This window comes from Bacillus sp. FSL R5-0654, from assembly GCF_038008745.1.
Classification (GTDB): domain Bacteria; phylum Bacillota; class Bacilli; order Bacillales; family Bacillaceae; genus Bacillus; species Bacillus safensis.
Genome location: NZ_JBBOZV010000001.1, coordinates 2,532,122 through 2,545,734, shown reverse-complemented (window position 1 = coordinate 2,545,734; position 13,613 = coordinate 2,532,122). Strand labels below are relative to the sequence as shown.

At 39.5% G+C, this 13,613-nt stretch carries 13 protein-coding genes and 1 other annotated feature; of the genes, 12 read left to right on the top strand and 1 reads right to left on the bottom strand.

What is annotated here, in order from left to right:
* Positions 1-333: 333 nt before the first annotated feature.
* The 9 genes from NSS76_RS12910 (at position 334) to NSS76_RS12870 (ending at position 8,560) form a co-directional block, all read left to right on the top strand.
* The gene (locus NSS76_RS12910; RefSeq protein WP_145925722.1) at positions 334-1,134 is read left to right on the top strand and encodes a hypothetical protein; all 801 of its coding nucleotides are present in this window, start codon (positions 334-336) and stop codon (positions 1,132-1,134) included.
* Between the two features lie 306 nt (positions 1,135-1,440).
* Positions 1,441-1,995 (top strand): DUF4241 domain-containing protein, encoded by a 555-nt coding sequence (locus tag NSS76_RS12905; RefSeq protein WP_080780867.1) that lies wholly within the window; start codon positions 1,441-1,443, stop codon positions 1,993-1,995.
* A 249-nt stretch (positions 1,996-2,244) separates the two neighbouring features.
* Positions 2,245-3,516, top strand: a complete 1,272-nt coding sequence (locus NSS76_RS12900) for a Kelch repeat-containing protein (protein ID WP_341082327.1) — start codon at positions 2,245-2,247, stop codon at positions 3,514-3,516.
* Between the two features lie 254 nt (positions 3,517-3,770).
* A complete protein-coding gene (locus tag NSS76_RS12895; RefSeq protein WP_024427820.1) occupies positions 3,771-3,920 on the top strand; it encodes a teichoic acid D-Ala incorporation-associated protein DltX in 150 nt (49 codons plus the stop codon).
* A gap of 14 nt (positions 3,921-3,934) precedes the next feature.
* Positions 3,935-5,440 (top strand): D-alanine--poly(phosphoribitol) ligase subunit DltA, encoded by a 1,506-nt coding sequence (gene dltA / locus NSS76_RS12890; protein WP_185853739.1) that lies wholly within the window; start codon positions 3,935-3,937, stop codon positions 5,438-5,440.
* Entirely contained in the window at positions 5,437-6,621 is a 1,185-nt protein-coding gene (gene dltB / locus NSS76_RS12885; protein WP_034621161.1) for a D-alanyl-lipoteichoic acid biosynthesis protein DltB, read from the top strand. The genes dltA and dltB overlap by 4 nt, the downstream gene beginning before the upstream one ends.
* 21 nt (positions 6,622-6,642) lie before the next feature.
* On the top strand, positions 6,643-6,879 hold the full coding sequence (gene dltC, locus NSS76_RS12880) for a D-alanine--poly(phosphoribitol) ligase subunit 2 (protein WP_044331457.1): 237 nt from the start codon (positions 6,643-6,645) through the stop codon (positions 6,877-6,879).
* Positions 6,879-8,045: a D-alanyl-lipoteichoic acid biosynthesis protein DltD gene (dltD, locus tag NSS76_RS12875; RefSeq protein WP_025092477.1), complete on the top strand. Its 1,167-nt coding sequence runs from the start codon at positions 6,879-6,881 to the stop codon at positions 8,043-8,045. The genes dltC and dltD overlap by 1 nt, the downstream gene beginning before the upstream one ends.
* A 95-nt stretch (positions 8,046-8,140) precedes the next feature.
* Positions 8,141-8,560 carry a YkvA family protein gene (locus NSS76_RS12870; protein WP_034621160.1) on the top strand — a complete coding sequence of 140 codons (420 nt, stop codon included), beginning with the start codon at positions 8,141-8,143 and terminating at the stop codon, positions 8,558-8,560.
* Positions 8,561-8,592: 32 nt separating this feature from the next.
* On the opposite strand, the gene NSS76_RS12865 is transcribed toward NSS76_RS12870, so the two are convergent.
* Positions 8,593-9,636, bottom strand: coding sequence for a lactonase family protein (locus NSS76_RS12865; RefSeq protein ID WP_034621158.1), 1,044 nt, complete (start codon positions 9,634-9,636; stop codon positions 8,593-8,595).
* A gap of 432 nt (positions 9,637-10,068) precedes the next feature.
* On the opposite strand from NSS76_RS12865, the gene ilvE reads away from it, so the two are divergent.
* The 3 genes from ilvE (at position 10,069) to ilvN (ending at position 13,600) form a co-directional block, all read left to right on the top strand.
* On the top strand, positions 10,069-10,983 hold the full coding sequence (ilvE, locus tag NSS76_RS12860) for a branched-chain-amino-acid transaminase (protein WP_024423189.1): 915 nt from the start codon (positions 10,069-10,071) through the stop codon (positions 10,981-10,983).
* An 8-nt stretch (positions 10,984-10,991) separates the two neighbouring features.
* Positions 10,992-11,238 (top strand) — a binding site (T-box leader).
* A 122-nt stretch (positions 11,239-11,360) separates the two neighbouring features.
* Complete coding sequence (gene ilvB / locus NSS76_RS12855; protein ID WP_025092480.1) at positions 11,361-13,085, top strand: acetolactate synthase large subunit; 1,725 nt, start codon at positions 11,361-11,363, stop codon at positions 13,083-13,085.
* Positions 13,082-13,600, top strand: a complete 519-nt coding sequence (gene ilvN, locus NSS76_RS12850) for an acetolactate synthase small subunit (RefSeq protein ID WP_007501584.1) — start codon at positions 13,082-13,084, stop codon at positions 13,598-13,600. The genes ilvB and ilvN overlap by 4 nt, the downstream gene beginning before the upstream one ends.
* The last annotated feature ends 13 nt before the right edge of the window (positions 13,601-13,613 follow it).

The following is a 13,613-nucleotide window of genomic DNA, read 5'->3' as shown; positions in this document are numbered from 1 at the left end:
TCGATTGAGGAATCGCTGGATATTTTCGTTCTTGTTAAAGAAACGGAAGTAATCCGCGAATATACAAAGTATCGGAGAACAGATGGAGTTTCGTATAAAGAAGACAAACACTGCAAGAAATCCCGTGGTTAAGGGACACACAGGTTAGTACGTTTATAAATGTTTGAGAACATTAATAATAATGTGTAGATTTTGTTCTAGGAATCTATAATAAGTATTGCGTTTATCGAAAATTATAGGAATTATCGGTACACCTTATATATTGGTGTTATATGTACAGTATAAGGGGGTTTCGACATGTAAAACAAAGTTATGATGGGGGTTTTTATTGTAATGAGGAAATCTTTTAGAAGAAATTCAAGAAGAATTGATAGAAGTGAATTTATGAGAAACTTTTCTTGTGAAAAGACTGAACAATCTCAGGAGAATAAATGGCGTAAGAAAGAAATAATATTTGCCTTTCTAGCAGTAATTATATCAGTTTTTACACTTCTATGGACTGTTTATCAGGATTTCAAAAAAGATAAAGAAGAAATCACCATTAATTCATTTACGCCTATAAGTAATACTAATCTATCATTTAGTAATTTTTTTCGAGGAAAGCTTATAACCTTAGAGTTTGGTATTTTATTGTCAAATATAAGTGATAATACAATATCCTTGATTGATTATAAATTAGAACAAGTCGCTGAGAAATCGCCTGAAAGTTTCCCTGTGCAATATAATAAAATGAATCAAGGTTTTATAGACGAAGATGGAAAAATTTCTAGTATGCCATTTATAATTAAATCTGGAGAAAGTAGACTGGTTTACATTAAAACAGGAATCATAATTGATGAAAATATTTACTTGAAAATCAATGATGTTTACAAACAAGAAACTGGTAGGAATTTATCTCATGTGAAAAAATTTACTTATAAGGATTTGCAATACTATACGGTAAAGGCACGAATCGACATCTATGGTAATTCAATAGAAGGCGAAACGAATCAAAACTCTTTAGGAGAAAAGTCATTTTTTTCCTCGATAGAACTAGAAAATGCCGTGTACCCAATCTTTTCATTAACTTTTAAATCAGCAAAAGGAAATTATTTTACTCATCAATATAGTGAATATAAAATGAATAATTTTTAATCCCTTTTATACAAGAAAGTCTCATATCATTTGTGATGTAAGATGAATGAAAATAAATCTAACTATATGAATTATTTGTAAATAATTTAAACAGAAATTAGATAAAAATTATTTATGAGGATACAAGAAGTTGGTTAGTCATGTGCTTTCAGGAGAAAGGTGATTTAGCGATCTTTTCTACTGGTTTTGAGGATGGACGCGAATGGAGATGAACCCTGTCTCGTTACAGATTTTTTATTGATGGATTAAATGTGGGAGAAGTACATAATATCAACACTTTAGAAAACCAATGAAAGGAAGGATCACATTTACAACATCAATCCAACACACCTGTTATATAAAAATGGAGAGACAACTAGCAGTCAAGAGAGTGATCAATTATTCGCTAAACAGTTAGGCTATATCGAGATCACGAGCGGTCATATCGTTGCCTGTGATCCTTTTATTTCAGAAGGAGACCAATCTTTTACGAGGGAGGTTGCTCTAGGGAAATATCCTATTTTACTTATAGTTAAGCGGTTAGAAAGCGGTGACGAACGCGTTGCCTATGCGATGATCAAGTTCACAAACGAGCAAGAAATAGAATGGGAGCTTGCCACAAGAGAAAGGCAAGAACTCAATCAATTGAAAGAGGACAAGTTCTTCGGCTACGGTGTAAATACGGGAATGGGCTGTTTCGTGGATGCGGAGGCAGCAGTATATCTTCAAGCTTATGAGGATCAGCGATATAAAGGGGATAATGATTTTTATCTTTACGAGGAATTTAAAGTAGCGCTTGAGCAAAACTACAAGAACACATGGGACTGGCTCGTCACCCGTTTTCATGACAAGGTGGACATTTCCATGTTTGGGATTTTCTAATAATGAACTGAGACGAAACCCATGAATCATCATGGGTTTTTTAATGGGGAAATAAAAAAATATGAGTAATGCCAGCAGTTAATTAATATAAATATGAAATAATTCTAATGTGAAAGCTTGATTTTAGAAATTTAAGGCGCATTGGGGAAACAGTAAGTAATAAATATATATATAAGTAACAAAAACATGAAAAAAGTAAATAACTATCCGATATTTGTTATGTAAACAAATTGAAGGAGTGTGGTTATATTGAAAAAATGGCTTTTTATTTTCACTTTGTTGTTGTCAGTATTATGTTATCCAACCCAATCGGTAAAAGCGGAAAATACAGATACGCTTGAATGGAAAGAACGGGCGGAGTTGCCCGATGCAAGAGTAGGAGCTGTAAGTGAAGTATATGATGGGAAAATCTATGTAATAGGTGGAACGGGTCCAAGTAAGGCATATTCTAATACTACTTATGTATATGATCCGAAGTTAGATAAATGGTCAGAAAAAGCTGGTATGAAGACAGGCCGTATGGGTGCTGCCAGTGTAATTGTAGATGATCGTATATATGTAATGGGGGGAAGAACAGAACAAGGATTAACAAATAGCGTAGAAGTTTATAATATCAAAACGGATACATGGGAGAATTCAGAAGACCTTCCATTTGAATTGAAGATATCTGCATATAATTTATACGCTGGTGTTATAGATAATAAAATTTATGTTGTTGGTTATAATAGTTCATTAAAGCCAGAGAGGTACAATAATACATTTAGTTACGATACAAAAACAAAGGAATGGACAAAAAAGAAAAAATTCACCAATGAGGCTACTGCTGGAAATGCTGTGGTTGTAAAAAATAAACTCTATGTTTTAGCTGGATCAGAATTACTAGGTCCAAAAACGTTTGAGTACGATCCATTATTAGATCAGTGGACAGTTTTAGGATCGGGAGCAATTGCACCTTATCATAATGCATTAAACTTTGAAGATTATATTATAAGAACAGGTGGAACTTCTAGAGTTACACTTTTTGATATAGAAGCTATGAAATCAAAAACTATACCTAACACTTCTGCACCTTATCGAATGGGACATGTATCAGCACTTGTTGATGATACACTCTATGTAATTGGAGGAGTTGAACAAAATTCAAGTGCCCCTACTAACGCTAGAGCAAATTTCAAAACTAATTTATCTATCTCGTTAAAGAGTCTTAAAAACACTGAAACCGAACCACCTGGCGACAAAGACCCAGAACCAACAACACCGCCTAAAGACGATGCAACAAATGAAGACGGTGATGCCCTTCTCATCATCACAATGGTCAATGGCTTGCAGAAAGAGTATGACCTTTCCATGAAAGAAGTCAACGCCTTCCTATCCTGGTACAAAAAGCGTGATGCAGGAGAAGGACCAGGTTTTTATGAAATTGATGAGCATGACAACAACAAAGGTCCATTTGAAAGTAAAAAGGATTATGTAGTGTTTAAAAACATTCTCATGTTCGAAGTCAATAAATATAAGAAGTAAATGACATCAATGCCATCTAGTCCAACTAGGTGGCTTTTGCGTTAGTTCGACAGCTTTCAGCAATTTTAAGGCAAATTTAAGCTCGGATTTCATTTCAAATGTATTAAATCTTTGTTACAATAAGACAGCTTTGCCTAAAGACACGTTAATCGATTCTTCATCTTTTTTTCATGATTTCTTAAAATTTTTATGGTTTGATATGAAACTCTTTGAATGAGTCATGCGTCTCTATAAGTGTCAAAAGAAAAGAGGTTATCAATATGCTATTCAAAAAGCTATCAGAAAATAAGTCTGTAAAATGGATAGGATATACAAGCTTTTACTTACTTATTTTGCTATTATTGTTCTTTATTTACGGATTCCACACAGCAAATACGGGATCATTCATTTACAACGATTTTTAATTGGAGATTAAATTATGAAACTATTACAAACGATTCATGAATACCAGCAAACAAAACCAACACAGCCAGCATTTGTTTCTCAACATGCATCGATCACATATGATGAACTTTGGCATTTATCAGACCAAATGGCTGGTGCGATCGATGCAGTCGCAGCTGGCAGGGAACCTGTCATTGTATACGGTCATATGGAGCCAGAGATGCTGATTTCTTTCTTAGGCAGTGTGAAATCAGGCAGACCATATATTCCGGTCGATATCTCAATACCTGTCGAGCGTATCGTCTCAATTATTGAAAGCTCAAAAGCCAGTCTATTGATTTGTGCAAATGAGCAGAATGTATTAGATGTAGAAGAACACATTGATGTGAAGAGTGCGGCATCGCTTTTAGCACTTGAAAAAGAAGCACCGCCATCCACGCAGTGGGTTCAACAAGATGATGTTTTCTACATTATTTATACATCTGGCAGTACCGGAAAACCGAAGGGCGTTCAGGTAACTGCCAATAATTTAGAAAGCTTTACAGATTGGATGTGCCGTGACTTCCCAATTGGTGAGGGACGCACATTCTTAAATCAAGCACCATTTTCTTTTGACTTATCAGTGATGGATCTCTATCCAGCGCTTCAATCAGGCGGCACGCTTTACTGTTTAGTAAAAGATCTCGTCAACAAGCCAAAGGATATGTTTGCAGCACTTGGTCAATCTGACGTTGAAGTGTGGACATCAACACCTTCTTTTGTGCAAATGTGCTTAATGGACCCTTCCTTTACAGGGGAGCTTTTACCTGAGCTGAAAGTTTTCTTGTTCTGCGGTGAGGCGCTTCCTGTAGCTGTAGCAAGTGCACTTCTGGAGCGTTTTCCAAAGGCGCAGGTCTTTAATACGTATGGTCCAACTGAAGCAACTGTTGCAATCACATCGATTGAAGTCACGCAGGAGATTCTTGATCAGCACGATTCTTTACCAGTCGGCTATGCCAAACCTGATACAGACATCGTCATTTTAGATGAAGAAGGCAAGACACTTCTTGATGGTGAAAAAGGAGAAATTGTCATCGTGGGGCCAAGCGTCACGAGAGGCTACTTAGGTGAACAAGCCTTGACAGATAAAGTGTTCTTTGAATACGAAGGACGTCCTGCTTACCGTACAGGTGACGCAGGTGTGGCGCAGGATGGTTTAATTACGTGCCATGGCCGTCTCGACTATCAAATTAAGCTTCATGGATACCGGATGGAGCTTGAAGAAATTGAATATCATGTAAGCGAGACAACCTATGTCAATGCTTGTGTGATTGTGCCATTCCAGCCAAACGGTCATGTCGAGTACTTGATTGCAGCGATTGTTCCAGCAGCTCATTCATTTGAAAAAGAGTATCAGCTGACAAGCGCGATTAAGAAAGAAATGGCGGATTCACTGCCAGCGTACATGATCCCAAGAAAGTTTGTCTATCTTGAGCAGCTGTACATGACGCCAAACGGGAAGGTTGACCGTAAGAGAATCGCGAAAGAGGTTCTTCTATGATTCCGTTTAGTTCATTCTTTTTCTTCATTCTAATTGGTATTCTTCTTTTGCCGACGATCATTCTTGGTCTTCGCGGCAAAAGAATGCAGGGCTACAACATGTTTGCAACGGTTGTGGCGCTGGCACTTATTTTCTCAAAGGATGCCCATGGCGCGCTGCTGCTCTTCTTGTTCACGGTGTGGCAAATCTTCATCATCCGCCTGTACCTTGCGTACAGGTTAAAGGCGAATCAGGCATCTGTTTTCTATGCAGCAGTGGTGGCATCTATTTTGCCGCTTGTGCTGTCAAAGATTTTACCGTTCTTTTTAACTCATCAGCCGCACCAGCCGCCGCCAATGAACTGGCTGAGCTTTTTGGGGATCTCGTACTTAACATTTAAAGGTGTTCAGTTAATTATTGAGACAAGAGACGGCTTGATTAAGAAGAAAATTCCGATTCACCGTTTGGTCTATTTCATTGTCTTTTTCCCGACGATTTCATCAGGTCCGATTGACCGTTACCGCCGATTTGAAAAGGATATGGATACGCCGCCTGAAAAGGAAGCATACAGTGATCTTCTATATGCCGGTATTCATAAAATTTTCATTGGCTTCTTATATAAGTTTATTATTGGTTATCTAATTCACACATATATTCTGATGAATATTCATCACATTAGCAGCAGTCACTTTGTTCAGCAGTTAACGTATATGTATGCTTACAGCATGTATTTGTTCTTTGACTTTGCTGGATATACAATGTTTGCTGTAGGTGTGAGTTATATTATGGGTATTAAGTCGCCAGAGAACTTTAATAAACCGTTTATCAGCCGAAACATTAAAGACTTCTGGAATCGCTGGCATATGTCCCTGTCCTTCTGGTTCAGAGACTACGTGTTTATGAGATTTGTGTTCTTTATGACTAAAAAGAAGTGGATCAAGAACCGAATGGCTGTATCAAATATTGGGTACTTTGTCCTCTTTCTATTGATGGGTGCTTGGCATGGCCTTGCCCTTCAATATATTATTTACGGACTATATCATGCAGTTGTCATGTCCGGTTACAATTTATTTGAGAAATGGAATAAAAAGCACAAGTGGTGGCCGGATAATAAGGTCACAATGGTTGTGTCAATCATTATTACATTCCATGTGATTTGTTTCGGATTTTATATTTTTTCAGGAAAACCATTTCATCATTAATGATTAAGGGAGTAGAAAATTATGGAATTTAAAAATCAAGTATATGGTATTATTGCAGAGGTTTGTCAGGACGACGTTGTGAAAGAAAATCCAGAGATTGCGATTTTTGAAGAAGGTCTTCTTGATTCATTTGGTACAGTAGAACTGCTTATGGCAATTGAAAGTCAACTCGGAATCACTGTTCCGATTACAGAATTCGATCGTGATGTGTGGGATACGCCGAGTCATATTGCTGAGCAGCTGGCAGAGATGAAGTAATGAAAAAGCGTTTTTTTGGGCCGCTTATTTTAGCGGCTGTTCTATTCATTGGTGTTCTTCTTGTACCAAATGCATGGCTCTCACACCTGATCCCAAAAGACAAATTACAAAAGTCAGCTACAGAATTAGATCCAGGGATGTTTCAAGGGCTTTATTTACAAGATGAAATGCTAAAAGATCCAACTTATTTGCCGATCTATGGATCTTCTGAACTATCACGTTTTGATCCATATCACCCTTCGAACTTCTTTCATGAGAATCCTCAAGGGTTTACACCTTATCTTATTGGAAAAGGTGGATCGCAATCATTAATTCATGCGATGAACTTCGCAGCACATATGGATGAATTAAAAGGGAAGAAGCTTGTATTTATCGTGTCCCCGCAGTGGTTTGTGAAATGGGGATCTGACGAGAATCACTTTGCACCTAACTATTCAGCGCTTCAAGCACTTAATCTCGCCTATAATAAAGAAATTGATCCAACTGTGAAAAAAGAGCTCATCAAAAGAATCATGAAGTTTAAAGCAGTCAAAAACGACATGGTGATTACAGAGCTTTTTAAAGCAGAGCTATCTGGGAACAAGTTCGCTTATGGCGCGATTTCTCCTATTGCGAAAATGTACTATGGCATGCTTCAAAAGAAAGACATGTACTATACGATTGGATCGGGGCATGAGCGCAAGCTTCAACCGTCTCCTTCAGTCAAAGGAAAAACATGGGCTGAGCTTGAAAAAGAAGCGAGCATTTTTGGTGCGAAAAGAGCAGGGGACAACCCGTTTTATATTAATCAAAAACTGTTTGACCACAAGCTGAAACCGATCATGAAAAAGATGAAGGATTCCCGTGAAGGCCATTCTTATGCGGAATCACCAGAATACAAAGATTTTCAAATCATGCTGGATATTTTAAAACAGGCAGGGGCAAAGCCTTTGTTTGTAACGATTCCTGTCAACGGAAAGTGGTATGATTACACCGGTTTTCCGAAAGAAGGCCGTACAGGTTATTATGAAAAAATCAATCGTCAAATTCGAGATAATGGGTATGAAGTCGCGGATTTGACTAAGCATGAGTACGATCCATATTTCTTTAAAGATACGATTCATGTGTCTTATAAAGGATGGGTGTACATCGATAAGGCAATTGAAAAGTTTTACAAAGAGCAGTAGAATGCAGCAGCTTTCTGCTGCTTTTTGTTTGTCGAATCGGCGGATATCTTGTATAACTAAGGGAAAAGGGCTATGCTGTAGATGGAGGCGATATGATGAATCGTTCTGAGAAAAAAGAACTATTAAAGCGTTCGAAGAAGCATTTTAATGATCATGCCTTTTGGGAAAAGTTAAAAAAGACGGCACAAAAAGCTGGTGTCTCTCTTGTCTATGCTGTGCTATTACTTTACTATACATTGCAAAAACCCGAAGTGCCGGTCAAAGCAAAGACCTTGATTATTGGAGCACTCGGCTATTTTATCCTTCCACTTGATCTTATTCCGGATACATTGGTTGGTGTCGGCTATACAGATGATTTAGGAGCCATTACATTTGCTTTGCTTCAAGTAGCAATGTACATTGATGATGATGTGAAAGGGAAAGCAAAAGACAGGCTGTCAAAATGGTTCGGCGAAAAAACCGATACGTCTTTGATTGATCAAAAGCTTGAGGATGGCGGTATGCCGTCTGTATAAAGAAAAGCCTCCGTTATTGGAGGCTTTTTTCTTTACCCTAAAAATTTCACGCAAACTGGATGAGGGACGGTAATGTCTGATTGTAAGACAGTGAGTCGTCCTGTTTCTTTGTCGCGTTTGTATAACACAAGGTTGCTAGATTCTTGGTTTGAACCGACGAGGAATTCTTCTGTTGGATCAAGCACAAAATCTCTAGGCCAGTTTCCTTCAGAAGAAGCAATCTCGACAAGGCTTAATTGGCCGTCAGCGTCTGTTTTAAAAATCGCAATGCTGTCATGACCGCGATTTCCTGCATAAACAAATTGTCCGTCTGAAGAGACATGAATGGCACTTCCTTGATTGTTCTCCGTAAAATCGCTTGGAATGGTCGCGATTGTTTGGATCTCTTCAAAATGACCATCTTCAAAGTAACGAAGCACAATGACCTCTGAGCTTAGCTCTGTCATGACATATGCCACAGGTTTCGTTGGGTGGAATGTGATATGACGAGGTCCGCTGCCTGGCTTTGTTTCAAATGTATGAGCAAGCTCAAGTTTGCCGTCTTCTTTCTTATACGTATAAATTCCATCTGTTCCAAGGTCAACAGCCACTGCAAATTGTTCATCTGGCGTGAGACCCATAAAGTGAGTGTGCGGCTTTTCCTGACGATCTTCGTTAGGGCCAGTTCCTTCATGCTGCGCCTGTGAGAGCGTGCGGATCACTGAGCCGTTTTCAGCATCGATTTCATACATCTCTGCTGTCCCTTTATGATAGTTCGCTGTATATGCCGTTTTCGTTTGACTGTCCACGCTGACGTGGCAAGGAGAAGCTCCATCGGCAAGCTCTTGGTTGATGAAGTGAAGTCTGCCTGTTGTTGAATCAATTTGATACGCAGCAAGGCCGCCCTGTGATCCTTTTTTCACAACAGCATAAACAAACTTTTGATCCTCTGACACGGTTAAATATGTAGGATTTTCAAGCTCAGCAGCGACTTCTACTTGCTCAATCTGCTGCTTGTCCGTATTTAATGTAAACGTATAAACACCTTTACTGTCTCCCTTTGTATACGTACCGATATAACCTCTGATGTTAGCCATGTATTGCCCTCCTTCTATTAGATGCTCTCATTCTATCATAAATTCATAGGAAAACGCTTTAGAAAGGCATGCTAAAAGAAAAACAAAGTCAATGAAATCTCACAATATTCATCAAAAATGTTGTGAAAAAATATCACAAAAGTTTTCTCAAAAGAAAACCGTTCATGTAAAGTAAATAAATTGAAGAAAAAATACAAAAAATTTTAAGTTTTTTCATTCCTTGTCTAGCAAAGGTGTAAGCGTATACATTTAATTTTGATTAGTCTAAATTGTCTAATAATTTTAAAAATGCTGTTGACACTGTATGGAAAGCGGCGTAAGATGGGTTCAACAAAAGCTAAACAAACACGCAGTGCAAGCGAGAGACACTTCAATATAAAGTGTCTGAAAATTCAACTACTTTTTGTTTGAAAGAGAGGGTGCTCACTGAAAATGGAAGACCAAAAGGAACAGTGGATCTTTTTAAACGATGAACTCGTGAAAAAAGAGGATGCGAAAATTTCAGTTTACGATCATGGCTTCTTATATGGCGACGGTGTTTTCGAAGGGATTCGCGTGTATAACGGAAATATCTTTCGAATGAAAGAACATTTAGACCGCCTGTATGATTCCGCCAGATCCATTATGCTGAACATTCCATATTCACTTGAGGAACTCACGGAGAAAATGATTCATACAGTTGAAAGGAACGGCCTAAAGGATGCCTATATTCGCCTTGTCGTCTCAAGAGGAGCGGGTGATCTTGGTTTAGATCCTAACAACTGCGAGAGAGCCAACACAGTGATCATTGTAGAGCCGCTGGCCATTTTTCCAAAGCACCTATATGAAACGGGTATTGATATTGTGACGGTTCCAACAAGACGAAATCGTCCAGATGTCCTTAGCCCAAAAGTGAAATCATTAAATTATTTAAATAACATTCTTGTCCGAATCGAAGCCCATATGGCCGGTGTGAGTGAAGCGCTGATGCTGAACGATCAAGGGTACGTGGCGGAAGGTTCTGCAGACAACGTGTTTATTTATAAAAAAGGCAAGCTTTATACACCGCCAGGTTATATCGGAGCACTTGAAGGCATCACAAGAAATGCCATCATGGAGATTGCAGAAGACTTAGGCTACGAAGTGAAAGAAGAACCATTCACAAGACATGATGTGTATACAGCTGAAGAAGTATTTCTAACAGGAACCGCAGCCGAAGTCATCGCCGTTGTAAAAGTTGACGGCCGTACAATCGGTGAAGGAAAACCTGGGTTCCACACAAACAAACTTCTTGAACAATTCCGTAAGCGAGTAGTTGAAGAGGGAGAAAAAGTCGTTTTTGCAGATGAAAACATTCATGCAAGTTAAATAGATATCGATAAACGTTGAAGAGGACTAGTAGCTTTAGAGTCAGTATCTACAGAGAGCCGGTGCTAGCTGGAAACCGGTGTTACTTTCTAAAGTGAACTCACCTCTGAGTGTCTGCTTGAAATGATAGTAGGGCAGACCGAGTGACATTGCTCACTCGTTACCAAAATGGACGAAAGATGTCCATGAGACGGCAGCAGGGTTTGCCGTGAACAAGGGTGGTACCGCGAAAAACAAAGCTTTTTCGCCCCTTTGACCTAGTGAAAAGTAGTGTCATTGTGGGGTGAGAAGGCTTTTTTATATGGTCTCATATCTCTATCTTGAATGGAAAAGGGTGAAAGGACTTGACTGAAGCAAGACAAAGAGGAGGAAATCAAATGGGGACAAATGTACAAATGGAGACGGAAAAATCAAAAGCACCACAAACGATGAACGGTGCACTCATGTTAATTGAAGCACTCAAAAGAGAAAAAGTAGAAGTCATTTTCGGCTATCCGGGCGGAGCAGTTTTGCCAATCTACGATAAAATTTACGATTCTGGTTTATTTCATGTCCTGCCAAGACATGAGCAGGGAGCGATTCACGCAGCAGAAGGATACGCAAGAGTATCTGGTAAACCGGGTGTTGTCATTGCCACATCAGGGCCGGGAGCGACAAACCTTGTGACAGGAATTGCAGATGCGATGATTGATTCACTTCCCCTTGTTGTATTCACAGGGCAGGTGGCAACGTCAGTCATTGGATCGGATGCATTCCAAGAAGCAGATGTACTCGGCATCACAATGCCAATTACAAAGCACAGCTACCAGGTAAGGAATCCAGAGGAATTACCGGGTGTCATTAAAGAGGCATTCCATATCGCAACAACAGGCAGACCTGGTCCAGTCTTGATTGATATTCCAAAAGATGTCGCAGGCATTGAAGGAACCTTTGAATATGATCAGCCAATTGATTTACCTGGTTATCAGCCAAAAGTAGAGCCGAACTATTTGCAAATTCGCAAATTAGTAGAAGCTGTCAGCAGAGCGAAAAAACCAGTCATTCTAGCAGGAGCCGGCGTACTTCATGGCAAAGCATCTGAAGAATTAAGACAGTATGTAGAGCAGCAGCAAATCCCAGTCGCTCATACACTGCTTGGACTTGGCGGATTCCCGGCAAAGCATCCTCTTTTCCTAGGGATGGCTGGTATGCATGGCACATATGCAGCGAACATGGCTCTTCATCAATGTGATCTGCTCATTTCAATCGGAGCAAGATTTGATGACAGGGTAACAGGCAACCTCAATCATTTTGCGAAACATGCGAAGGTCGCTCATATAGACATCGACCCAGCGGAAATCGGCAAGAACATTCATACCCATATCCCGGTTGTTGGAGACAGTAAGCTCGTTCTTGAAGAACTGATCAAGCAAGACGGGAAGCAAGGAGAATCAGACGAATGGAAAAATCAATTAGATCAGTGGAAGGAAGAATATCCACTCTGGTACGTTGAAAACGAAGCAGAAGGCTTTAAGCCTCAAAAGTTGATTGAATACATTCATCAATTCACAAAAGGTGAAGCCATTGTCGCAACTGATGTCGGACAGCATCAAATGTGGGCAGCGCAGTTCTATCCATTTGAAAATGCAGATAAGTGGGTCACATCTGGAGGTCTTGGCACAATGGGCTTCGGATTACCAGCAGCCATCGGCGCTCAGCTGGCTGATCAAGAGGCAACTGTTGTGGCGATTTTAGGAGACGGAGGTTTCCAAATGACCCTGCAAGAACTTGCCGTTATCCGTGAGCTGAACCTTCCAGTCAAAGTGATTGTACTCAATAATCACAGCCTTGGAATGGTAAGACAATGGCAAGAAATTTTCTACGAAGAACGCTACTCGCATTCAAAATTTTCAGAGCAGCCAGACTTCGTCAAATTATCTGAAGCTTATGGCATTAAAGGAATCAGAATCTCATCAGACGAAGAGGCGAAAGAAAAGCTTGAAGAAGCCTTAACCTCTAGAGAGCCTGTTTTCATCGATGTCAATGTAGCGCGAGATGAAAAAGTATTCCCGATGGTAGCACCGGGGAAAGGACTTCATGAGATGGTGGGGGTGAAACCTTGAAAAGAATTATTGTGTTGACTGTATTAAATCGATCAGGCGTACTGAACAGAATCACAGGCCTCTTTACTAAAAGACACTACAACATTGAAAGCATTACGGTCGGCCATTCTGAGATTCAAGATGTATCACGCATCACGTTCGTCGTCCATGTAGACCAGGAGAAAGACATCGAGCAGCTGACAAAACAGCTGAACAAACAAATCGATGTGCTGAAAGTAACAGACATTACAAACCAATCAATCGTTCAGCGAGAGCTGGCTTTGATAAAAGTCGTATCTGCACCAGCATCTAGAATGGAGATCACAGGGGTCATTGAACCGTTTAGAGCTTCTATTGTAGATGTGAGCAGAGAGAGTGTCGTCATTCAGGTGACAGGTGAGTCTTCAAAAATTGAAGCACTCATTGAATTACTTAAGCCATACGGCATTAAAGAAGTCGCCAGAACTGGCACTACGGCCTTTGCGAGAGATAATCAGCAAAAGCCGCAAACAAATAAAACAATTTCAATTGTCTAAACAAAAGGAGAGA